A 23,972-nucleotide genomic window follows, 5' to 3' on the forward strand; every position below is an offset into this window, starting at 1 on the left:
TGGAGCGCGCCTTCATGACCCGCTTGGCTTCCCTGCTGCTCCCGATCCTCGCGCTCGTCGCGGCACCTGCCGCCCATGCCGAACGCATCAAGGACCTCGGCACCTTTCAAGGCGTGCGCCCCAACCAGCTGACCGGCTACGGCATCGTCGTCGGCCTCGCGGGGACGGGCGACGACAGCCTCGACTACGCCACCCAGGGCGTGAAGGGCGTCGTCTCGCGCTTCGGCCTCACACTGCCGCAGGGCATCAACCCCGCGCTCAAGAATGCCGCGGCCGTGCTGGTGACGGCCGACCTCCCCGCTTTCTCCAAGCCTGGGCAGCGTCTGGACGTCACCGTCTCGGCGCTCGGCAAGGCCAAGTCGCTGCGGGGCGGCACGCTGATCATGACCCCGCTGCGCGGCGCGGATAACGAGATTTACGCCATGGCGCAGGGCAACCTCGCCGTCGGCGGCCTTGGCGTTTCCGGCGCGGACGGCAGCCAGGTTTCGGTCAACATTCCGTCCGCTGGCCGCATCCCCGGCGGCGCGACGGTCGAGCGCGCGGTTGCCACCGGCTTCGACACCGCGCCTACCCTCACCTTCAATCTTGCCGAAGCCGACCTCACCACCGCGCTGCGCGTGGCGGACGGCATCAACCGCACCTTCGGCGATCAGCGCGCCCATGCCACCGACGCCGTATCGGTGAACATCGCCGCCGCGCCCGGCGCAGAAGAGCGCATCATGATGATGGGCATGATCGAAAATATCGAGGTCAAGCCCGCCGACGCTCCGGCGAAGGTCATCGTCAACGCGCGCACCGGCACCGTCGTCATCAACGGCGCGGTGAAGATCCATCCTGCCGCCATCGCGCATGGCAAAATCACCGTCAGCGTCAATGAAAGCCCGCGCATCGTCCAGCCGGCGCCCTTCTCGCAAGGCCGCACCGCCATGGAGCCTTCCAGCTCGATTTCGATCGATCAGGAAAAGAAACCAATGCTTAATTTTAAAGGTGGAGCATCGCTGGCCGATATAGTGAAAGCGGTGAACGCCATCGGGGCTTCTCCCGCCGACATGGTCGCGATCCTCGAAGCCTTGAAGCAGGCAGGCGCAATGAAGGCAGAACTGGTGGTGTTGTGATGCAGATCAATTCGATTTCGACAGGGGCTGGGGCCTCCGCATCGCCGGAAAAGGCGCAGCTGCAAAAGGTCGCCAAGCAGTTTGAGGCGATCTTTCTGCGCCAGATGATCGGCACCATGCGCCAGTCGGGCGGCGGCGAAGGCATTTTCGATTCAAGCGCGACCGAACAGTTCCGCGACATGTCCGACGCCCGCACCGCCGACACAATGGCGGACAAGGGCGCGCTCGGCATCGCGGAGATGCTGCTGCGCCAATATGAAAGCCACACCCCCGCTGCACCCGCCACGCCAGCGCCGGGCAAGAGCGCATGAGCGACCTGTTCATCATCGGTGCGTCGGGGACGCGCGCTTATCGGCAAGCGATGGCGGCGATTTCCGAAAACATCGCCAACGCCAGCACCGAAGGCTATTCGCGCCGCTCCCTCACCACCGTCGAGTCCGGCTCCTCCACCGCGACGATGGCCACCTATATCTCCCGCGCCAATTTCGGCGGTACGGAAGTGAAGGGCGTCAACCGCGCCTCTGATCCCTATCTGGACGCAGCGGTCCGCTACACCGGCACGGCGCTCAGCAGTTCTACGGCGCGGCTTCGCTGGATGAGCGACATTGAAGGCGCGCTCAACGATACGGACACCGGCATCGGCAAGCTGATGACCGGCATGTTCCAGAATATCGACAAGCTCGCCGCCAGCCCCGGCGACCGGTCGCTGCGCGTCACGACGCTCGACAGCATCAGCCGCGTCGCCGAAGCGTTTCAGCGTACCTCCGCCGACCTCGCCCAAATCTCCTCAGGCATCGCCACCGAAGCCCAGGCTTCGACCGACACGATCAACCGCTCGCTGTCTCAGCTCGCCGACATCAACAACAGCCTGCTGCGCTCGCAGCCGGGCACGTCCGCCTACGCCCAGTTGCTCGACAGCCGCGACGCAGCGCTCAACACACTGTCGGCCAATCTCAACGTAGATATCAGCTTTGGCGCGCATGATCAGGCGCAGATCATCTATGGCGGCCAGACGCTGGTTCAGGGCAATGCAGCGACAACGCTCGCCCTGACGGTCAACGCTAATGGCACGCTCGACCTGGCCACGACCGGCGGCACCGCGCTCACGGCGCCCTCGAACGGCACGCTGGGCGGCCTGTTTTCCGCAGCCACCACGACGACGCAGCGCCGCACCAGCCTCGACACCCTGGCGCAGCAGTTCGTCACCGACATGAACGCCTGGCACGCGCAAGGTCGCACCGACGCCAATGTTGCGGGCGGCGCGCTGCTTTCCGGCACGACAGCCGCGACCGTCACGGCGCTGATTACCGATCCTGCCGCGGTCGCCACCAAATCGACGGACGGCACGCTCAACGGCAATCTGCTGACGGCCGGCACGGTGCTGCGCGGCAATGGCAGTGTCGAGCAGGGCTGGACCTCGATCATCGCGACCCAGGCCAATCTGCTGTCGTCGGTGAAGGCGGAGCAATCCACGGCGCAAAGCCGCAGCGATCAGGCGATCGGCGCGCGCGAGGCAGTGAGCGGCGTCGATCTCGACATGGAGGCTGCCGAGCTTCTGCGCTTGCAGCAGGCTTATTCCGGTTCGGCCAAAATCTTGCAGGTCGCCAAGGAAACCGTCGATGCGATCCTGCAGATCATCTGAAAAGGGCTGACCCATGGTAGGCATCACAAACAAGACGCTGATCGCCGAAATCCGTCGGCAGCAGCAGCTTTCGCAGAGCATCGTCGATGGTCAGACCGCCATTTCGACCGGCATCACCCTGACCAAGCCGTCCGACAATGCGCTCGCATGGGTGCAGGTGTCCGACATCGGCAAGGCGCAGGCGCAGCAATCCGCGTGGCAGGCCAATGTCAGCTATGCCACAGGCCGCGCCGCAAACGCCGAATCCAATCTGGAGCAGATCAACACGCTGCTGGTCCGCGCGCAGGAACTTGTGACCTCCGCGCGCAACGGCTCGCTCAATGATTCGAACCGCACAGCGATCGTTGAGGAAATGAAGACGATTCGCACGACGGTGGCCTCGCTGCTGAACCAGACCGATTATCAGGGCGTGCCGGTATTCGACGACAATCAGAGCGTGCTGGTGCCCGTCAGCCGGGGGCTCAACCTTGCCGTCGTCGGCACGCGGCAGGAGGTTTCCGAAGGTATCGATGTCGGCGGCACGCCCATGTCGCTCGACGACATTCTGGGCCAGGGCCTTACCGCCGTGCAAAGCGGCACCGACGCCGACCTCGTCGTCGCGCTGGACAGCATCAGGACCGGCCAGTCCCATGTCTCCGTCGAACAGGCCAAGCAAGGCGTGCGGGGCGATCGGCTCGACGTCATTGGGACCCGGCTGACCAGCATCGACCTGGACCTGACAGAACGTCGCCAGGGTCTGGAATCGACTGACCTGTCGGAGGTCATCTCTTCGGTGAAGAGCAAGCTGCTCCAGCTCGAAGCAGCCCAGTCTGCCTTCGCACGGATCAACCAGCAGACGCTGTTCGACCTGATCCGCTAAGTCCGGGTCAAGGCCATCCCGCCCTTCACTGCGTCATCCCAGCGGAAGCTGGGACCTCAGGACGAGCAACACCGCTGGGATGACGAAAAACGACCGGCAATCACCGAAAAAATCGCTCGTCCTAACCTCGCGCTAACCATTCCAGATTAACCATCTGACGAAAGCGCCACACTGGCGCCATCGGATGAAAGCCCGCGGGCGGAATATTCAGGGGTACACATGTTCGCAATCATCGGCCTGGTCGTGCTGCTCGCCATGGTGTTTGGCGGCTTCATCTTCACCGGCGGCGACATCGGCCCCGTTCTCCACGCCCTGCCACATGAAATGATCATCATCGGCGGCGCTGCCGTCGGCGCGCTGATCATCGGCAATTCGGGCGCGGACCTGAAGGCGCTGGGCGGCGGCCTCGGTAAGGTGTTCAAGGGCCCCAAATATAAGAAGCAGGATTTTCTCGACTGCATCTTCCTCGTCTCGCGCCTGATGAAAACGCTGCGCGTCGAAGGCCCGGTGGCGCTCGAACCCCATATCGAAGACCCGGGCAGCTCCACCATCTTCTCCGAATATCCCCGCCTGATGACGGACAAGACGCTCATCCACCTCATCAGCGATACGCTGCGCCTGGTGGTCGTGTCCTCCGGCACGCTCGACCCGCACGCAGTCGAGGAGGTGATGGATAACGCTCTCAAGACGCACCATCATGAAGCGCTGAAGCCCGCAGACAATCTCCAGGGTCTGGCAGACGCCCTCCCCGCGCTCGGCATCGTCGCGGCGGTTCTCGGCGTGGTGAAGACCATGGGCTCGATCGACCAGCCTCCGGCCATTCTGGGCGGCATGATCGGTTCGGCGCTGGTCGGCACCTTCCTCGGCGTGTTGCTTGCCTACGGCATGGTCAACCCCTTCGCCAACCGCTGCCGCGCGGTGATCGAGGCTGACGGATCGATGTACCATGTCGTCAAGCAGATCATCATCGCCTCGCTCCACGGCCATCCGCAGCCGCTGGTTATCGAAGCGGCGCGCTCCAGCCTGACCCATGCAAATCAGCCTGCCTTCGCCGAAGTGTTCGACGGCATGCGGGGCAAATAAGCCATGGCGACCAACAAGCGCGGCGGGAACGAGCCCGAACCCCGGCCGATCATCGTCAAGAAGATCATCGTCGACGGCCATGGCGGCCATCATGGCGGAGCGTGGAAGGTCGCCTATGCCGACTTCGTGACGGCGATGATGGCTTTCTTCCTGCTGATGTGGCTGCTGGGTGCGACCACCGAAAAGCAGCGCAAGGGCCTTGCCGACTACTTCACGCCGACGCTGGTCGAACTGAAAATGGCTTCGGCCGGTTCCAGCGGCCTGTTCGGCGGCGATTCAATGGTCAGCAAGGAAAATTACCCGACCACCGGCGGCCAGGGCAATCTCGCCATCACCATCCCGCGCGACGCGAGCGGCACGAAGGATCAGGGCGGCAAATCTACCCGCGCTGCCGACCGCGCGAAGTTCGAAGCGGTGAAGAAGGAACTGGAAGCGCGCATGGCCCGCAAGAAGGGCATGGACAAGCTGCGCCGCAACGTCCGCTTCACCGAAACCCGCGAAGGGCTGCGCATCGACCTTATCGACGAGGCCAATTTCGCCATGTTCGCCATGGGCACCGACCGTCTGCTGCCCCAAGCCCGCGACCTGGTGAGCGAAGTGGCCGGCGTCGTGCGCGGCATGCCCAACCCGCTGATCGTGCGCGGCCATACCGATGGCCTGCCCTATAGCGCAGGGCAGAGCATGAACAATTGGATGCTCTCCTCCGCCCGCGCCGAAGCGACGCGCAAGACGTTGGCGGCAAGCGGCATCGGCAACGACCGCTTCGCGCGCATCGAAGGCGTCGCCGACCGCGAGCCCTTCGCCAAGGGCAATGTCTATGACCCGCGCAACCGCCGCATGTCGATCATCCTCGGCTGGAGCCAGGGCGGCGGGAGCGCGGACGACGAGGCTCAGGATCAGGAAACCAAAGCCGCGATCCGCGAGCGCGACGACCCGATGAACGTCGCCCGTTCCGAAGCGAAGAAGATCGACATGGGCGGCACCGGATTGCCGGCTGGCGTCCAACTGATCAACCCGGCCGCACCGGGCACGTCAAGCAAGCCGGGCAAGCATTGAACCGAGCAGGCGCTGCCGTCATCCGACCGCACACCGGCCTCTCAAGAACGCCGCGCAGGCGCGCGGGGACTGCCTCAGATTAGTCGTTCGCGCTCATATCCCATTTCGTCACCCCGGACTTGATCCGGGGTCCCGCTACCTTCGTTTAAGCAGACGGTAAGAAGTGCGGAGTTCGGATCAAGCCTGTCCCAAGCTTGTCGAAGGGGCCAGCTTCCCACCGTGGCCGCAAACCGGCCCTGCACCCCCTCTGTGACCTCCCCGCCACAACCGCCGTAAAAAGCGTCCTATTTCCTGGCGCGCCCCCCACTTTCCTCTGTCCTACATCCTTGCCGCCGACCTACCCCACCCGCGTCTTTGAAATGTCGAACCTGCTTCCCACGACGCCTACGCGCGCCTGCGCACGCGCGCGCATATGGTGTGAACTTCGGCGGAAAACGGCCGTTTTCCGCCATTCCCCACCATCAAACCGGCAGCACCAGGCTGGCCTCCAGCCCCCCGCCCGCACGATTCGCCAGCCGCAATTTCCCGCCATGCTCCGCCATGATCGCGCGGACCAGCGCCAGGCCCAACCCCGCGCCTCCGGTCTCGCGATTGCGCGATCCTTCCATCCGGGTGAAGGGCTCCATCATCTCCTCCATTCGGTCCTCCGCGATGCCCGGCCCGTCATCGGCCACCACCAGCCGGATCGCGCCATCCTCCCGCACCACCGAAACATGCGCCCGCTCGCCATAAACGATCGCGTTCTCGATCAGATTGCGCAGCGCCCGCCTGATCTGCTGCGGCCGTACCGACGCCACCGCCCGTTCGCTGTCGGCCATCTCGGCGGGCGAGCCAAGTTCGATGAAATCCTCCACCACCGCGTCGGCCAGCGCGGCGATGTCGACCTTCTGCGCCGCCTCGCTGCTCCGCCCCGCCCGCGCGAGGGACAGGATATCCTCCAGCATGCGGTTCATTTCATCGATGGTCTGCGAGATGCGTGCCCGCTCGCCCTCGTCCTCGACCGATTCGGCCCGCACCCGCAGCGACGCCAGCGGCGTGCGCAGATCATGGCCGATCGCGCCGAGCATGCGGTCCTTCTCATCCAGCATGGCGAAGATCCGGCTGCGCATCGCGTTGAAGGCGGTGGTCAGCTCCCGCACATCGCCCGGCCCGCGTTCCTCCACCGCATCGGCCGAGCCCGTCCGCGCGAATTGCTGGGCCGATCGCGTCAACTGTCCCAGCGGCCGCGCAAGCCTGCGCCCCACCCACAGCAACGGGGCAAGAACTATGGCATAGAGGATCAGCGTCTGCGCGATCAGCCATCCGCCAAATCGCGGCGGCCGGTCACCCATGCGCGATTGCGTGACCACCCATTTGCCACGCTCATATTGCGCCGCCATCGTGAGCCTCTGCCCCCTCGGCCCGCCATGCAGGCCGTCCATGGCGTGCATGCGCGCCCGTGTCCAACGGCGCATCGGTGCAGCCTGGCTTTGCTCCACCGAAACCTGCACTGAGAGGACAGGTACGCCGACATCGGCAAACATCGCGAGCGCCCGCCGCTCGATCTCCGGCCGCCGCTCCCCCTTCGGCATAGGGGGTGCATCAACAAAGCGCGCCCGTGGAGGCCGCCCGGCCGGTGGCGGCTCCCCCCGACTGTCCAGCGCATCGACGATGCGATAGACGCCCGGAGCGGTCTGCGCCGTCAGCGTCAGCCGGTTCCGCTCCCGCAGCAGCAGCCCGAAATTGATCGCCTGCGCCACGAACAGCGCAATCGCGACCAATATGATGATCTGGCCGACCAGGCTTTGCGGCCAGAGACGCAACCGCCTCACAGCTTTCTCACATCAGCGGACAGCGTGTAGCCGCCGCCCCACACGGTCTTTATCAATGTCGGGTTCTTCGGGTCGGGCTCGATCTTCTTGCGCAGCCGGCTGATCTGGTTGTCGATCGCCCGGTCGAACGCATTGGCTTCCCGCCCCTGGGTGATGTCGAGCAGTTGGTCGCGGCTCAGCACCTGGTTTGGCCGCGTCGCAAAGGCCAGCATCAAATTATATTCAGCCGTGGACAGCGGCAGCACGACGCCCTCCTGATCCACCAGCACTCGCTCCTGCGTCTTCAAGAGCCAACCCGCAAAGGCATAGGTCGCTCCGTCCGGCGCCGTCACCCGCTGGCCGCCCGTCGCTACCCGGCGGAAAATCACCTTGATCCGCGCCACCAGTTCGCGCGGGGAAAAGGGCTTCAGCACATAATCGTCCGCGCCCATCTCCAGCCCGACGATCCGATCCGTCTCCTCCGACTTGGCTGTCAGCAGGATCACCGGGATTTCGCTCGTCTCGCGGATATGGCGGCATAGCGACAGCCCGTCCTCCCCCGGCATCATGATGTCGAGGATCACGAGGTCGATCGCATTGGCGTTCAATCGCACCCGCGCCTCCGCCGCGCTATCGACAGCGGTCACGCGGAAGCCGTTGCGGACAAGATATTGCGCCAGCGGCTCACGGATCGAACGCTCATCATCGACGAGCAGCAGATGGGGTTTTTCACTCATGGGGAATATCTGTCACGACTATCAGCAGCTTGGAAGGGTGAAGCACATGTCCCCACCCTTCCCTTGTCCGGTCAGTTCTTCGGCGCGGCGTCCGCACCGCGGCGCGCCTGCCAGGCATCGCGCATCGCCTGGCGAGCGGCCTTCATCTCATCGGCAGTGACAAAGCCATCCTTGTTGCTGTCGGCCTTGTCGAACATGGCCAGCGGCCGCGCCATGAACTCGGCGCGGGTCAGCACGCCATCTTTCATCGCTTCGCCGCCCGGACCGCCACGGCCATGGAAGCCCATGCCGCCGCCAAAGCCATGATGGCCGCCACGTCCGCCGAAGCGGTGACCGCCCTCCCATCCACCGCGACCTTCGCCATCGCGCCGATCGAAACGAGCCTGATGACCGGCGGCGAATTCAGCCTTGCTGATCTGCCCATTATGGTCGCTGTCCAGCGCGGCAAAACGCTGGTCGAGCCGCGCCTGACGGCCGATCTCGCGATCTTCCTTCGTCAGCTTGCCGTCGCGGTTTGCGTCGAGCTTTGCAAAGCGCGCATCCAGCGCAGCGGTAAGTTCAGCCTTGCTGACCTTCCCGTCCCTGTTCGCATCGGCCATGGCAACCAGCCCGCCATGACGGCCAACCGGGCCATCGCCCGGCTGCGCCAGCGCCAGATGCGAGGCCGCCAGTCCGCCGACGAACAGCGAACCAACCGCGACCGTGCCCCAAAATTTGCGGATCATCTATTCTCTTCCTTACAAGGGTGGTGAACGGCCGTCGCCGTCCCTGAACGCTTTATGAGGAAGACTTGTCCCGCAACTTTGTCATGTCACGGCCGAAATTGTAGTAATTTGTAACGGCAAGCAGCCGGCCCTCCCCGTCATCCCAGCAAAAGCTGGTATCTCAGGGGAGTGCAGGCAAGGCGGCAAGATCCCAGCTTTCGCTGGGATGACAACGGGCTCAGCCGTCCCGCCGTCCCAGTAGCCGCAAGCGCAGCGCATTCAGCTTGATGAAGCCCGCCGCATCCCGCTGGTCATAGGCGCCCGCGTCGTCCTCGAACGTCACGACCTTTTCGCTATAGAGCGAATAAGGCGACTTGCGCCCGACGACATAGACGCCGCCCTTGTAGAGCTTGAGGCGAACGGTGCCCGTCACCTTCTCCTGGCTGTAATCGATCGCTGCCTGCAGCATCTCGCGCTCGGGGCTGAACCAGAAGCCGTTATAGATCAGCTCGGCATAGCGGGGCGCCAGTTCGTCCTTCAGATGGGCCGCGCCACGATCCAGCGTCAGCTGCTCGATGCCGCGATGCGCCAGATGATAGATGGTGCCGCCTGGCGTTTCATACATGCCGCGCGACTTCATGCCGACGAAGCGGTTCTCGACCAGATCGAGCCGCCCGATGCCATGCTTGCGGCCATATTCGTTCAGCGTTTCCAGTAGCGTCGCCGGGCTCATGCCCACGCCGTTGATCGCCACGCCGTCGCCGCGCTCGAAATCGATGGTGATATATTCGGGCGCGTCGGGCGCGTCCTCCGGGTTTACCGTGCGCGAATAGACATAGTCCGGGGTTTCTTCCCACGGATCTTCCAACACCTTACCTTCGGAGCTGGTGTGCAGCATGTTCGCGTCGGTCGAAAAGGGGCTTTCGCCGCGCTTGTCCCGCGGAATCGGAATCTGGTGCTGCTCGGCGAATTCGATCAGCTTGGTGCGGCTGGTCAAGTCCCACTCACGCCAGGGCGCGATCACCTTGATGTCGGGGGCGAGGCCATAATAGCCCAACTCGAACCGCACCTGGTCGTTGCCCTTGCCGGTCGCACCGTGGCTGACGGCGTCCGCGCCGACCTGCCGCGCGATCTCGATCTGCCGCTTCGCGATCAGCGGCCGCGCAATCGACGTGCCCAGCAGATACAGCCCCTCATAGAGCGCATTGGAGCGCATCATGGGGAAGACATAGTCCTTCACAAATTCTTCGCGCAGGTCGTCGATGAAGATATGCTCATCCTTGACGCCCATCAGCTTGGCCTTCTGCCGCGCGGGCTCCAGTTCCTCGCCTTGGCCCAAGTCAGCCGTGAAGGTCACGACCTCGCACTGGTAGGTCTGCTGCAACCATTTCAGGATCACGCTGGTGTCGAGCCCTCCCGAGAAGGCAAGGACAATGCGGTTGATCTTATCGGACATGGCGGAGCGGCTTCCTTAAACTGGCGCAAAAATTACCGGCGCGCCGGTATCAGGGGTGAGCCCCAAGTGCAACCGAGTCGGCATGAAGCGCATAAAGGAAAGGGCGACGGCATGCGCCATCGCCCCTCCATAGGAAGCCGGTTCAGTCCTTACCGCGTCTGCGGCTTGAACCCCATTTGGCGACCGCGGTCGCCGCCCAGCCGGTAAACCGTCTGCGTCTGGGGTTCGGCATGGATCGTCTGCGGAGGCGCCGGCGCTGCGACCGGGCTACGCACGGAAGCGTCCCTCCGCTCCTGCTGCGCCAGCAGGAAACGCGCACGGCGCATGCGCTTGCTGGGCGTGAGGAAGGGATTTTCCGCACTCGGCGGCGCGGCGACCATCGCCTCCAAACTTCCGGCCAGCGGCGCCGAACCATAGGCTGCGGCGGCCGGAGCGCGATATGCGGGACCCTCTACCACGGGGGCGCGCTCAGCGGCGACGGGGGCTGCCGCGACAGGCGCAGCGGTTTCGACCGCCAACACATCCTCATCCGTACGGCGGCGACGGAAAGCGGCCGCGCCGCCCAGGCCGAGCAGCAGCAGAGCGCCGCCGCCCAGCGCCCAATAAAGCGCGTCATGGGGCGCGTCGCTCGCCGTTGCCGGCTGTTCGGTAGCTGGAGTCGCCGCGGGGGTCGCTGCGGGCGCACTCGGGTTCACGACCGCGACCGGGGCGGGCGCTGCCTGCTGCGGCTCAGGCTGCAGAGCCGGAGTCGACACCTCTCGCGCCGCTGGGGCTGGAGCCATCCTCGCCACCCTACGCGTCGCAGCTTCGGCGCGAGGGGCAGGCGCTGCCTTAGGTTCAGCGGACGTTTCCGCTTGCGAGGCGGCAACTGCCGCAGCGATGCGCTCATCCACCGATTGCGTCGGCTGAACGACGGGCTGCGCCGGGGCGATGACAGGCGTAGATGCAGGCGGGGGAGCGACAACAGCGTCCGTCGGAGCCGCTGACGGTGGGGCAACCGCATCCTGTGCATAAGAATAGGTGGAACCAAGGGCCAGAACAGCGGCAATCGCGGCACCGGCCGGGCGAACGGCTAGGCTATATCCTCTCATAGTGACAATTTAACTGTCGGAACGACGAAACTATCTCAAACTCATGTTTAGTTTCGGGATGAACCGAAACTCCAGGCCGATGAGCGGTTACACAATAGCCAAATGTGAACGGCTGTTCATTTTCAATTATAAATGACGAGTGATCAGCTTTGCTTGGGTTCGCTCCCCTTGTCCTCAAGCAGTTCAAGGCGGCTCCCTTCAACCTTCCTGTCCAGCCGCGCCTCCTCCTTAAGGCTCGCCTGCCGCTCCGCTTTGGTCCGTCCGAACTTGGCGCGATTGGCCGCAGCCGCCCGCTCCTTCTCCGCGCGCGCACGCGTTTTGCGCGCCTGCCTCAGATTGATGATGTCGGCCATGATTGCTCCTTACGCAGCCGTCCTAAGGCAGGACAGCGCGCGGGTGGAGGATGAATCTCGCTTTACGACCCGCGCTGGTCAACCTGACCGACGATTATTCCGTCTTTATCAAGGCCCGGCCCCTCCTGCCGCGCGCCGTCCGTAGGCGAGGCACCGGGCGCTTAGATTAGAAGATCGAAAAGTCCGTATGGTCCAGATGCACTCCGAGTTGCACGACGGCTATCTGAACCTGGGCCGCTCGGCCCGTTCCATCAGGATCGAAATAAACCGCGCCCGTCGCGCTGTTATAAATGATGTGATCATTGGCATCATGGGCGCGCGTCCCCTCCCAAAAGGCACTGTCCAGCAATTGGCCAACAGAGCCTGCGCTTCCGAATACCGTATGATCCAGCGCCAAATGATCGATGCCATGTTCAAAATCGGTGATCTCGTCGAAATTCTTGCTGCCCGAAGCGTTGAAGACGAAAGTGTCGGCGCCGCTGCCGCCGATCAGCGTGTCATTGCCCTTCCCGCCATCGAGCCGGTCACCACCTGCATTGCCCACCAGCTTGTCATTGCCGCCCATACCGTAAAGCTTGTCGTTACCCGCGCCGCCGGTCAGCGTGTTGGCATAGCTGTCGCCGGTCAACGTCAGATTCGCCGGAGGGGGCGGAGTGGTCGTGGTCGTGCTGGTCGTTCCCCAGTCAGCATGAATATATTGGCCCGGCAACACGCCGGTATAGCTGATCCCGTTCAGGTCAATGTCGGCGGTATAGTAGCCCAATCCATCATGTGCCGCCTGCGCCTCGACATCGGCAACGGCCGTCTGCGAAGAGACATATTCAATCGCAATGACATCCTTGCCCGCCGCGATCATCTTGTTCAGCATTTGCAGGCTCGCCTGCGTTTCACTCAGCGGCTGCTTTGCCCCGCTATCGCTATAATATAGATTTTCCTTGAACATACCGTCGAGGTGCGAAAAATAGGTGTTGTTGGACAGCAGTTCCTCGGCGTTATTCGCCCAGATCTTGAAGTTCGGATTTTTCGCGTGGGCATAATCCGCAAGATAGGCGACCAGATCCGCCATGGCTTGCTCGGCTCCGGCAGCGCCGCCCGGCGCATTGGCCTGCGCCCAGGCCTGTTGATATTCATCGACGACATCGAAATAGACGCCGTCATAGCCGGCCGCGATCATCTTATCGATATAGGTGGTCGCGACCGTGCGCCATTCCGGGGTCCAATAGGCGACTTGATAGTTGCCCTGCCATTGCGGGTTTTCCGGACCCAATGCCGCCTGCGGGATGGTATTGAAATAGGCGCGGTAATCCTCAGCCTCGCCAATGCTGAAATAGCCTAGCAAGAGAGAACTTTCCGGCCCCCCGCCCATCTGGGCGACCTGCGCGGGCGTGAAGGCAACACCATTATCGTCATAAATGTCGATGACCTTGACGTCGAATGGCGCCGCAGCGATTTCGGACGGCACAATTCCCTGCAAAACATACATGCCAGTATGCGGCATAGCTTACTCCTGATGATGATTTCGACCCGAAGACGAAGCATGGGCAGGGAGAACCGTTGGCTCAGCCCTTTCGCCTGCCCGCGCTCATGACGCTCGCCGTCAACATCGTCGCACTGCCCATCTCCGCTATGGAGCGGACATGGACACGGAGCTAAACCGCTGTTGACAGGTCGCATCCTTGATTTTAAACGCTAATTCTGGAAATATACGGACACCCCCGGCCGTAGCGATGGCGCCACGGCAAATTGCCAGTAACTCATCTCAGATACCCTCCCCGTCCTCTGGCAGTAGCTTAACCAGAGTTAAGACCGACCTTGCTTGGAAAAGCTGTCTGCCAGATTAACGGCGCGATCGCCGATCCGCGCTTTGCGCCCACCTGAGCCACCCTGCCGGCAGGGCGAAGCGGACTTCCCAGAGACTTCTGCTCTATCGAGATCATGCCGCAGCGACCTTATGGATCGACCAGCGGGAATCATCATGTCGGCTGCAGGCTGCTAGTCCGTTTACCCATTTGGCCGGTTACGATGCGCTAGGCGGCAAAGATGGCGCTTAACCCCGCGCGATAATTCCACTATCAACCGGCTCATGGCCAAGCCTTCCCTGCGCCAACTCGACATTTTCGCGCAGATGGTGGCGGCGGGCAGTGTGGCGCGCTGCGCTCGCGATCTCGGCCTCTCCGTCGATGAAGTAGCTCGCGACATCAGCTCGCTGGAAATGCGGCTAGGCTATCGCCTCTTTGACGACCTTCCCGATCGGACGAGGCTGACGGCGGCAGGACGCAAGACGGCTGAAGCCATGACCCTGTTGTCGCAGGACCAGACCGCAAGTTGGGACGTGCCGGAAGCGAAAGCGGACCCCGCGCCTGCCGCACCACCACCCTCCCCGACCGAACCCGCACGCCAGTCGATCGTCCTCGCTGCTCCCGCTCCCGTCTTCGGCCATTTCCAGGAGGCGCTCGCCGCTTTCGAGGCGGCGAATGAAGATATCGCGATCACGCTCGACCTCTCGATCCACCTCGCCGATGAAGCCCAGCAGGCTCTGGAGCGGGGCCGCGTCGACATCGCCTATTTCTATGCGCTGGGGGAATCGAGAGCGCTGCCCTCCCGCTATGGCTGGTCGGAACAGATCAATCTCTATGCCGGGGCCGATCACCCGCTCGCTCGTCGCGACAGCGTCACGCCCGAAGAGTTGCGGATCAGCCCCACCCTGGCGATGGAGCCTCAAAACGCTCTACGCCGCATCATTGACGAAGCCCTCCAGCGCGAAGGGATCGTCATGGGTGCACCGGTCATCGAAACGGACAATATGTTCGACATCATGACCATCTTGCGTGAAGGCGCGGGATGTTTCGCCGCCTTCGGGCCTCTTGCCCGTGATCTCGGCCGCATGAGCGGCATCCGCCGCCTGGCGTTGGAGCGCCCCCTGCCCGCGATCGAGGTTCGCCAAGCGGTCCGTCCGGAAGCCGAGGCGAAGTCAGCCGCTACCGCACTGGCTGAATTCCTTTTTCTCTGATGGCGTAGCGTAGCGTCCCCTATAATAACCGGGATGAAGCGAGGCTCCACCACGCTATCCAGTTTTTCCTGACGCAGAAAGCTGTTGATACGTTATATCATTTTGGATACCAGCAGCTGGCAAATCTCTCCTTACCAAGGACTTCCTTCATGATTTCGCCCCTGCCGCTGCTCCGCGCCGGTTGCGCCCTTGCGTCGCTCAGCTTTGCTTTCGCCGATCTCGCACAAGCGGAAGATACTCAGCCGCAAGCCTATCATGACCAGCAGCCCGACATCATTGTCACCGCCATCATTCCGCGGCGGCAGGGCGATATTCTGTCGGGCACCTCCGTCATCGCCGGAGCGGAACTGACCCGCTCCCTGCGCCCGACGATCGGCGATACGCTGGCGCACCAGCCCGGCGTCTCCGCGACCTCTTTCGGCCCGAACGCCTCCCGCCCTGTCCTGCGTGGCTTTCAGGGCGAACGGGTGCGCATCCTCACCGACGGCATCGGTAGCTTCGACGTATCCAATACCTCGGTCGATCACGCCGTCGCGATCAACCCGCTGACCGCAGACCGGATCGAGGTGCTGCGCGGTCCAGCAGCGCTGCTCTACGGCTCCTCTGCGATCGGCGGCGTCGTCAATGTGATCGACAGCCGCATCCCACGCCGCGTGCCGGACGAGCCAATCCATATCGACGGCATCGCCACCTATGGCAGCGCCGCCAACGAGCGCACCGGATCGGCAGAAATCGAGGCGCCGGTCACGGAAAAACTGGTTGTTCATTTCGACGGCAGCTATTCCAAGAGCGGCGACCTCGACACGGGCGCCTATATCCTGACGCCAGCCTTGCGCGCCCAAGCTGCGGCAAGCGGTGACCCGGCGATAGCGGCTCTGGCTGACCTGCGCGGCAAGCTGCCCAACAGCGCCGCGCGTAGCTGGGAAGTGGCCGGCGGTGCGGCACTGGTGACGGATGGCGGCAATCTCGGCTTTTCGGTCGCGCACACTGACAATCTGTACGGCGTCCCCGCACGCTATTCACTGGAACCGGGATCCCAGGCCGAACAGGTCCGGCTGCACATGAAGCAGGATCGGGCAGACCTGCGCGCGGAATTGCCGGTCAATGGCGGCATCCTGGAATCCATCCGCCTGCGTGCCGGCTTTGCCGACTACCAGCATCAGGAGATCGAGCAGTCGGGTGAGGTCGGCACCACCTTCTATAATCAGTCGATCGAATCCCGGCTTGAACTGGTGCAGGCGAAGCGCGGCGGCTGGGACGGCGCGGTCGGCGCGCAATTCTTTGCCCGCAATTTCCATGTCGAAGGGGAAGAGAAGTTCCTGCCGCGCAACCGCACCGAACAGCTGGGCTTCTTCACACTGCAGTCGCTCGACTTCGGCACCACGCGGATCGAGCTGGGCGGCCGCTATGAACATAGCCAGGTCGAAGCGGACGCGGATGCCACCCTGCTCAATCCCGCCTATCATAGAAGCTTTGATGCTTTTTCCGCCTCGATCGGCGCGAGCCAGGAAATTGCGTCCGGCTGGCGGCTGGGCCTGAACCTGGCGCGCACAGAGCGCGCGCCCTCCGCCGAAGAGTTGTTCGCGCGCGGCAATCATGCAGGCACTCAGGCGTTCGAACTGGGCAACCCCGACTTCGGCCTCGAAAAAAGCTGGGGGGTCGAAGCAACGCTGCGGGGCCAAGGCGCAGGATATAACTTCTCCCTGTCCGCCTATCACAACTGGTTCAACGGCTATATCTACGACGCGCTGGTCGGTGATTCCGCCTGCATGGCGGTGAATGGCGGGCAGCCGCTGGACTTCCCCTGCTTCCAATATGCTCAGGCGGACGCTCGCTATCTCGGGTTTGAAGCCGAAGCTTCGGTACAGCTGGCTGAGCTCAGCGGATACAAGATCAACCTGGACGGCATGGCCGATTATGTTCGCGCCACGATCACCGGCTCGGGTCCCGCTCCCCGTATCCCGCCTCTTCGCATGTTGGGAGGGATCGAAGCGCAGGGCGACCGGCTGACGCTCCGCGGCGAGGTAGAACATAGCTTCGCGCAGGATCGGACCGCCGCGACAGAAACCCGCACGGACGGTTTCACGCTCGTCAATGCGTCGCTGTCTTTCAAGCCGCTCAAGGGGAATGACCGCACGACCATCAGCCTGTCGGCCAACAATATCTTCGATGTGGAGGCGCGGCGGCACGCCAGCTTCCTCAAGGATTATGCGCCGCTGGCGGGGCGGGACATTCGCGTGACCGCGCGGCTGTCCATCTGATCAACCTAGTTGATTGCGCCTTGTGACAGTTTCGTTACAAGGCGCGCATGGATCAGGGGCGATCGACAAGGGGCGGGGCCGTGGGGGCGAACTGGTAATGCGCCAGATCGCTGCGCTTCCCTATGCCACCGATCCCGACGGATCGATGCGCATCCTGCTGATCACTTCGCGCGAAACGCGGCGCTGGGTGATACCCAAGGGTAATCGCATCAAGGGCATGGCCGGTCACCGCGCCGCGGAACTCGAAGCCTATGAGGAAGCAGGCATTCACGGCATCGCCTGCCCCGCGCCGCTCGGGCGCTACCGCTATGACAAGCGCCGCCGCAAAGGCGGCTCCCGCGAAGCCACGGTCGAAGTTTTCCCCCTTGCAGTCACCGGCCAGTTGTCGCAATGGCCCGAGCAGGGGCAGAGGGAACTGCGCTGGTTTCCGGTCTCAGAGGCCGCGAAGGCAGTTGATGAACCCGATCTTCAGACCATTATCGCGGCCTTTCGCAAACCGCCGCGTGATCCCGGCTGGTTCATCCGAATGCTGCTGCGGGTCAAGGAATGGCAAAGCGAAAGGACTGGAATGCTGCGGTGGTTTCACGCGCTGATGCCCAAGCAGGGGCGCTTCTTCGAACAGTTCGAAGATCATGCAGAAACCCTTGTCGCGGGTGCTGATGCGCTTGCCAAGCTGCTGAAGGGTGGGCCGGACATGGACGCCCATATTCAGGAGATTTCGACGCGCGAGCATGAAGCGGACGACATCATCCGCGAAGTGCTGCAAGACGTTCGTCGCATCTTCGTGACACCCTTCGACCGCAGCGCCATCACCGGCCTGATCGGGGTGATGGACGACGCCATCGACCAGATGAACCAGACCGCCAAGGCGATTGCCTTGTTCGAGGTGAAGGAATTCGCGCCTCAGATGCAGGACATGAGCGCACTGATCGTCGAATGCGCCCGGATCACCGCCGAAGCCATGCCGCTGCTGCGCTCGCTCAATCTCAATTCCGTGCGCCTCCATGATCTCACCGAGCGACTGGTGAAGCTGGAAGGACATGCCGACATCCTGCACGAAGCGGGTCTCAAGGCGCTCTACAATCAGGCGCGCCAGGGCAACCCGATGGACTTCGTTGTCGGCAATGAAATCTACGCCCATCTGGAGAAGGTGACCGACCGTTTCGAAGACGTCGCCAATGAAATCTCCGGCCTGGTCATCGATCACGCTTGATGCCGCTCCTCGGTTCTTTTCGAGCCTAGTTGAAAAACGGGCGGCACGAACATGTCCTTGCTCAACCACGCTCGAAACGGACGGAAGTAGGACGCCTTCATCCATGCAGGACAAAGTATAACCCGCCATGGAAGCTCATCTCGCCTTCCCGCTGCTCGTCGCCCTGATAGGCATCGCGCTCGCCTTCGACTTTTTGAACGGGCTGCATGATGCAGCCAATTCAATCGCGACGATCGTTTCGACGCGCGTGCTGAAGCCGCAATATGCGGTGGCCTGGGCGGCATTTTTCAACTTTATCGCCTTCCTCTTCTTCGGCCTGCATGTCGCCGAAACAGTGGGCAAAGGCATTGTCGATGCCAGCATCATCGATCCGCAGGTAATCTTCGGCGCGCTCATGGGGGCCATCGCCTGGAACCTCATCACCTGGGGCCTGGGCATCCCGTCCTCCTCCAGCCACGCGCTGATCGGCGGGTTGTTGGGCGCGGGCACTGCAAAGGCGGGGCTGGGCGCCGTCGTATGGAGCGGGGTCTTCAAGACCAGCGCCGCCATCGTCCTCTCGCCCGCCATCGGCCTCGTCCTGGCGCTGCTGCTGGTGCTGATCATCAGTTGGATTTTCCGCCGCTTCACGCCGCAAGGTGCAGACCGCGTGTTCCGCAAGCTGCAGTTGGTGTCCGCCTCGCTCTATTCCCTAGGCCATGGCGGCAATGACGCGCAGAAGACGATGGGCATCATCGCCGTGCTGCTCTATTCCCAGGGCATGCTGACGGGCGGTTTCCACGTTCCTTTCTGGGTCGTGATTTCCTGCCAGGCCGCGATGGGCCTCGGCACCTTGCTCGGCGGCTGGAAAATCGTCCACACCATGGGATCGAAGATCACCCGTCTCACCCCTGCTCAGGGCTTCTGCGCCGAAACCGGCGGGGCGATGACGCTGTTCCTGGCGACACATCTTGGCGTACCGGTTTCGACCACCCACACCATCACCGGCGCGATCGTCGGCGTCGGCGCATCGCGCCGGCTATCGGCTGTCCGGTGGAACGTGGCCTCCAGCATCGTCATCGCCTGGGTCGTGACCCTGCCCGCTGCTGGGCTGATCGGAGCAGCCTTCTACGGGCTCACACGCTTTTTCTGACCGCTCTTCACAAGAGCATGATCCGGTCCTATATGGGCCATTCAAATCCGGTCCGTGCAACGCCGTCAGGTGGAGCATGAACCGTCCCCCGGATCGCCCGGGGACCGGCTTCGAATAGCGCGCGAAACCGGCGGGATTGGGCGAAAAACGGCGGGTCACAAAGTGCTGACAGTGCGGATCGGACAGTCCCGGCCCGCACTTTTTTGCGTGGATGCAGAGGAGCGAATCGCCCCTTTCGCCTTCCATGTCAGGCTGAATTTTCGCTGCGATGCGAAAAAATGCGACGAACAACAGGCAGGATACGCAATGGCGACCAAAGCTCTCCCCCCGATCAGCAACACCGGCGCGAAGAAGCGCATAAGGAAGGTGTTCGGCGACATCCACGAAGTGGTGCAAATGCCGAACCTGATTGAGGTTCAGCGGGAGAGCTATGAGCAGTTCCTCCGTTCCGACCCTTCGATCGGCTATGTGTCGGGCCTTGAAAAGACCCTGCGCTCGGTCTTCCCGATCCGCGATTTCGCCGGCACCGCCGAAATGGACTTCGTCCATTATGAGCTGGAGGAACCGAAATACGACGTCGAGGAATGCCGTCAGCGCGGCATCACCTATGCAGCACCCATGCGCGTCACGCTGCGCCTGATCGTGTTCGAAGTCGACCAGGACACCGAAACCCGCTCCGTGCTCGATATCAAGGAGCAGGACGTTTACATGGGCGACATGCCGCTCATGACCCAGAACGGCACCTTCATCGTCAACGGAACCGAGCGCGTCATCGTGTCGCAGATGCACCGCTCGCCGGGCGTGCTGTTCGACCATGACCGTGGCAAGACCCACTCGTCGGGCAAATATCTCTTCGCGGCGCGCGTTATTCCCTATCGCGGTTCGTGGCTCGACTTCGAATTCGACGCCAAGGACATCGTCAACGTCCGTATCGACCGTAAGCGCAAGCTGCCGGTCACGGCGCTGCTCTATGCGCTCGGCCTCACGGCTGAGGACATGCTCGGCTATTTCTACAACAAGGTGACCTTCCTGCGCGGCGAAGGCGGCTGGCAGATCCCCTATTCCGCCGAAGCATGGCGCGGCCAGAAGCCGGCCTTCGACATCGTTGATGCGAAGTCGGGCGAAGTCGTATTCGCCGCCGGTCACAAGATTTCGCCCCGCGCCGCCAACAAGGCGGAAAAGGACGGCCTCGAAACCCTGCTGATCCCGACCGAGGAAGTCTATGGCCGCTACAGCGCCTATGACCTCATCAACGAGCAGACGGGCGAAATCTACATCGAGGCCGGTGACGAAGTGTCGCCGGAAAATCTCGAAAAGCTCGACAAGGCAGGCATTGACCGCCTCGAACTGCTCGACATCGACCATGTCACGACCGGCCCCTGGATCCGCAACACGCTGAAGGCCGACAAGGCCGAGGAGCGCGACCAGGCCCTGTCCGACATCTACCGCGTGATGCGTCCTGGCGAGCCGCCGACGAAGGAAACCGCCGAAGCTCTCTTCGCTGGCCTCTTCTTCGATCCGGAGCGCTATGACCTCTCGGCCGTGGGCCGCGTGAAGCTCAACATGCGCCTCGACCTCGATGCCGAGGATACCGTCACGACCCTGCGCACCGAAGACATCCTTGCCGTGGTCAAGGAACTGGTGAACCTGAAGGACGGCAAGGGCGAGATCGACGATATCGACAATCTCGGCAACCGCCGAGTCCGCTCGGTGGGCGAACTGTTGGAAAACCAGTACCGCGTCGGCCTGCTGCGCATGGAGCGTGCCGTCAAGGAGCGCATGTCGAGCGTCGACGTGTCGACCGTGATGCCGAACGACCTCATCAACGCAAAGCCCGCCGTGGCCGCGGTACGTGAGTTCTTCGGCTCCTCGCAGCTCTCGCAGTTCATGGACCAGACCAACCCACTCTCGGAAGTCACCCACAAGCGCCGCGTATCGGCACTTGGGCCGGGCGGCCTGACCCGCGAGCGCGCGGGCTTCGAAGTCCGCGACGTTCACCCGACGCACTATGGCCGTATCTGCCCGATCGAAACGCCCGAAGGCCCGAACATCGGTCTGATCAACTCGCTCGCGACCTTCAGCCGCGTCAACAAGTACGGCTTCATCGAGACGCCCTACCGTAAGGTGATCGACGGCAAGGTGACCAATGAGGTCGTCTATCTGTCGGCGATGGAAGAAGCCAAGCACACCATCGCTCAGGCGAACGCTGAGCTGAACGATGATGGCACGCTGGCCGAAGACCTGATCTCGGCGCGTGAAGCGGGCGAATTCCTGATGGCGCCCAAGGACCACATCACCCTGATGGACGTCAGCCCCAAGCAGCTGGTGTCGGTCGCGGCCTCGCTGATTCCGTTCCTTGAGAATGACGACGCCAACCGCGCACTCATGGGATCGAACATGCAGCGTCAGGCCGTGCCTCTGGTACGCGCCGAAGCGCCGTTCGTCGGCACCGGCATGGAAGGCACCGTGGCGCGTGACTCGGGCGCTGCCATCGCGGCTCGCCGCGCAGGTATCATCGACCAGGTCGATGCGACCCGTATCGTGATCCGCGCCACCGGCGATATCGAACCAGGCCAGTCGGGCGTCGACATCTACACGCTGCAGAAGTTCCAGCGTTCGAACCAGGACACCTGCATCAACCAGCGTCCGCTGGTGAAGGTCGGTGACCTGATCGAAGCCGGCGACGTCATCGCCGACGGCCCGTCGACTGAGTTCGGCGAGCTGGCGCTGGGCCGCAACACGCTCGTCGCGTTCATGCCCTGGAATGGCTACAACTACGAAGACTCCATCCTGATCTCCGAACGGATCGTGAAGGATGACGTCTTCACCTCGATCCATATCGAGGAGTTTGAGGTCATGGCTCGCGACACCAAGCTGGGGCCGGAAGACATCACCCGCGACATCCCGAACGTCGGTGAAGAAGCGCTGCGCAACCTCGACGAGGCGGGCATCGTTTACATCGGCGCCGAGGTGGAGCCGGGCGACATTCTGGTCGGCAAGATCACGCCCAAGGGTGAATCGCCGATGACCCCGGAAGAAAAGCTGCTCCGCGCGATCTTCGGCGAAAAGGCGAGCGATGTGCGCGACACCTCGCTCCGCCTGCCGCCGGGCGTTGCCGGTACGGTCGTGGAAGTCCGCGTCTTCAACCGCCACGGCATCGACAAGGACGAGCGTGCCATGGCGATCGAGCGGGAGGAAATCGACCGTCTTGCCAAGGACCGTGAAGACGAACGCGCCATCCTCAACCGTGCGACCTTCAACCGCCTCCAGGAAATGCTACTCGGCCAAACGGCAACGGCTGCTCCCAAGGGCGTGAAGAAGGGTGTCGAGATCGACGAGGCTCTGTTGGGCGAAGTCGAGCGTCATGAGTGGTGGAAGTTCGCCGTAGCGGACGACCAGCGTCAGGCTGGCATCGAAGCCGTCAAGGCGCAGTATGACGAGGCGGTGAAGCTGATCGTCGAGAAGTTCGAGGACCGCGTCGACAAGCTGCAGCGCGGCGACGAACTGCCTCCGGGCGTGCTCAAGATGGTGAAGGTCTTCGTCGCGGTGAAGCGCAAGCTGCAGCCGGGCGACAAGATGGCCGGCCGTCACGGGAACAAGGGTGTCATTTCGCGCATCCTGCCGATCGAGGACATGCCGTTCCTGGAGGATGGCACTCATGTCGACATCGTGCTCAATCCGTTGGGCGTTCCGTCGCGCATGAACGTCGGTCAGATCTTCGAAACGCATCTGGGTTGGGCCGCCCGCGGCCTGGGCCAGCAGCTCAAGCATGCGCTGGAAGAATGGCGTGAAGCCAATCCGAACGCGCAGGGCGGCGAGATGCCAGACGCGGTGAAGACCCGTCTGCTCGAAACCTATGGTCCGCAATATGCCGATCAGATCGAAGGCCGCACGGCTGATCAGATCGTGGATCTTGCCGAACATCTGTCGCGCGGCGTGCCGATGGCGACTCCGGTGTTCGACGGCGCCCGCGAAGCCGACGTGTCGGCGATGCTGGAGCTGGCAGGCCTGCACTCGTCGGGTCAGTCGGATCTCTATGACGGCCGCACGGGCGACAAGTTCGACCGCAAGGTGACTGTCGGCATCATCTACATGTTGAAGCTGCACCACCTTGTCGACGACAAGATCCACGCACGCTCCATCGGCCCCTACTCGCTTGTCACCCAGCAGCCGCTGGGCGGTAAGGCGCAGTTCGGCGGCCAGCGCTTCGGTGAAATGGAAGTGTGGGCGCTCCAGGCATACGGCGCCGCCTACACGCTGCAGGAAATGCTGACGGTGAAGTCGGACGACGTGGTCGGCCGTACCAAGGTGTACGAAGCGATCGTCAAGGGCGACGACACCTTCGAAGCCGGTATCCCGGAGAGCTTCAACGTGCTGGTCAAGGAAATGCGCTCGCTGGGCCTCAATGTCGAACTCGCGTCCATGGACGAGATTTCGGACGACGACGGCTTCGCGCAGGCGGCGGAATAAGGG

At 63.0% G+C, this 23,972-nt stretch carries 18 protein-coding genes; 11 read left to right on the forward strand and 7 right to left on the reverse strand.

Annotated features, from left to right (window positions below; all coding sequences use genetic code 11):
* Nucleotides 1-14 precede the first annotated feature (14 nt).
* The 6 genes from ACZ5Y5_RS09600 (at nucleotide 15) to ACZ5Y5_RS09625 (ending at nucleotide 5,755) form a co-directional block, all read left to right on the forward strand.
* The gene (locus ACZ5Y5_RS09600) at nucleotides 15-1,115 is read left to right on the forward strand and encodes a flagellar basal body P-ring protein FlgI (RefSeq protein WP_464808420.1); all 1,101 of its coding nucleotides are present in this window, start codon (nucleotides 15-17) and stop codon (nucleotides 1,113-1,115) included.
* Nucleotides 1,115-1,426, forward strand: a complete 312-nt coding sequence (locus ACZ5Y5_RS09605) for a rod-binding protein (RefSeq protein ID WP_464808421.1) — start codon at nucleotides 1,115-1,117, stop codon at nucleotides 1,424-1,426. Before ACZ5Y5_RS09600 ends, ACZ5Y5_RS09605 begins: the two co-directional genes overlap by 1 nt.
* On the forward strand, nucleotides 1,423-2,757 hold the full coding sequence (gene flgK, locus ACZ5Y5_RS09610) for a flagellar hook-associated protein FlgK (protein WP_464808422.1): 1,335 nt from the start codon (nucleotides 1,423-1,425) through the stop codon (nucleotides 2,755-2,757). The genes ACZ5Y5_RS09605 and flgK overlap by 4 nt, the downstream gene beginning before the upstream one ends.
* A 13-nt stretch (nucleotides 2,758-2,770) precedes the next feature.
* Nucleotides 2,771-3,616, forward strand: coding sequence for a flagellin (locus tag ACZ5Y5_RS09615; RefSeq protein WP_464808423.1), 846 nt, complete (start codon nucleotides 2,771-2,773; stop codon nucleotides 3,614-3,616).
* Between the two features lie 219 nt (nucleotides 3,617-3,835).
* Complete coding sequence (motA, locus tag ACZ5Y5_RS09620; protein ID WP_464808424.1) at nucleotides 3,836-4,699, forward strand: flagellar motor stator protein MotA; 864 nt, start codon at nucleotides 3,836-3,838, stop codon at nucleotides 4,697-4,699.
* Between the two features lie 3 nt (nucleotides 4,700-4,702).
* Nucleotides 4,703-5,755, forward strand: a complete 1,053-nt coding sequence (locus ACZ5Y5_RS09625) for a flagellar motor protein MotB (protein WP_464808425.1) — start codon at nucleotides 4,703-4,705, stop codon at nucleotides 5,753-5,755.
* A gap of 461 nt (nucleotides 5,756-6,216) precedes the next feature.
* On the opposite strand, the gene ACZ5Y5_RS09630 is transcribed toward ACZ5Y5_RS09625, so the two are convergent.
* From ACZ5Y5_RS09630 to ACZ5Y5_RS09660, 7 genes are all read right to left on the reverse strand, one after another.
* A complete protein-coding gene (locus ACZ5Y5_RS09630; protein ID WP_464808426.1) occupies nucleotides 6,217-7,566 on the reverse strand; it encodes a sensor histidine kinase in 1,350 nt (449 codons plus the stop codon).
* Nucleotides 7,563-8,282, reverse strand: coding sequence for a response regulator (locus tag ACZ5Y5_RS09635; protein WP_464808427.1), 720 nt, complete (start codon nucleotides 8,280-8,282; stop codon nucleotides 7,563-7,565). The genes ACZ5Y5_RS09630 and ACZ5Y5_RS09635 overlap by 4 nt, the downstream gene beginning before the upstream one ends.
* 71 nt (nucleotides 8,283-8,353) lie before the next feature.
* Entirely contained in the window at nucleotides 8,354-9,007 is a 654-nt protein-coding gene (locus ACZ5Y5_RS09640) for an EF-hand domain-containing protein (protein ID WP_464808428.1), read from the reverse strand.
* Between the two features lie 217 nt (nucleotides 9,008-9,224).
* A complete protein-coding gene (locus ACZ5Y5_RS09645) occupies nucleotides 9,225-10,442 on the reverse strand; it encodes an argininosuccinate synthase (protein ID WP_464808429.1) in 1,218 nt (405 codons plus the stop codon).
* A 149-nt stretch (nucleotides 10,443-10,591) separates the two neighbouring features.
* On the reverse strand, nucleotides 10,592-11,533 hold the full coding sequence (locus ACZ5Y5_RS09650; protein ID WP_464808430.1) for a hypothetical protein: 942 nt from the start codon (nucleotides 11,531-11,533) through the stop codon (nucleotides 10,592-10,594).
* Nucleotides 11,534-11,676: 143 nt separating this feature from the next.
* On the reverse strand, nucleotides 11,677-11,886 hold the full coding sequence (locus ACZ5Y5_RS09655) for a DUF4169 family protein (protein WP_464808431.1): 210 nt from the start codon (nucleotides 11,884-11,886) through the stop codon (nucleotides 11,677-11,679).
* A 166-nt stretch (nucleotides 11,887-12,052) separates the two neighbouring features.
* Nucleotides 12,053-13,384, reverse strand: coding sequence for an endo alpha-1,4 polygalactosaminidase (locus ACZ5Y5_RS09660; RefSeq protein WP_464808432.1), 1,332 nt, complete (start codon nucleotides 13,382-13,384; stop codon nucleotides 12,053-12,055).
* A 585-nt stretch (nucleotides 13,385-13,969) separates the two neighbouring features.
* Between ACZ5Y5_RS09660 and ACZ5Y5_RS09665 the strand changes: the two genes are divergently transcribed.
* The 5 genes from ACZ5Y5_RS09665 to rpoB all read left to right on the forward strand — a co-directional run bounded on the left by ACZ5Y5_RS09665 (nucleotide 13,970) and on the right by rpoB (nucleotide 23,969).
* Nucleotides 13,970-14,896 carry a LysR family transcriptional regulator gene (locus tag ACZ5Y5_RS09665; protein WP_464808433.1) on the forward strand — a complete coding sequence of 309 codons (927 nt, stop codon included), beginning with the start codon at nucleotides 13,970-13,972 and terminating at the stop codon, nucleotides 14,894-14,896.
* A 149-nt stretch (nucleotides 14,897-15,045) separates the two neighbouring features.
* A complete protein-coding gene (locus tag ACZ5Y5_RS09670) occupies nucleotides 15,046-17,157 on the forward strand; it encodes a TonB-dependent receptor (protein WP_464808434.1) in 2,112 nt (703 codons plus the stop codon).
* Nucleotides 17,158-17,254: 97 nt separating this feature from the next.
* Nucleotides 17,255-18,370 (forward strand): DUF47 family protein, encoded by a 1,116-nt coding sequence (locus tag ACZ5Y5_RS09675; RefSeq protein ID WP_464810513.1) that lies wholly within the window; start codon nucleotides 17,255-17,257, stop codon nucleotides 18,368-18,370.
* A 127-nt stretch (nucleotides 18,371-18,497) separates the two neighbouring features.
* On the forward strand, nucleotides 18,498-19,499 hold the full coding sequence (locus ACZ5Y5_RS09680) for an anion permease (protein WP_464808435.1): 1,002 nt from the start codon (nucleotides 18,498-18,500) through the stop codon (nucleotides 19,497-19,499).
* Nucleotides 19,500-19,805: 306 nt separating this feature from the next.
* Nucleotides 19,806-23,969 carry a DNA-directed RNA polymerase subunit beta gene (gene rpoB, locus ACZ5Y5_RS09685; RefSeq protein ID WP_464808436.1) on the forward strand — a complete coding sequence of 1,388 codons (4,164 nt, stop codon included), beginning with the start codon at nucleotides 19,806-19,808 and terminating at the stop codon, nucleotides 23,967-23,969.
* Nucleotides 23,970-23,972: the final 3 nt, after the last annotated feature.

This window comes from Sphingobium sp. TomTYG65, from assembly GCF_055395525.1.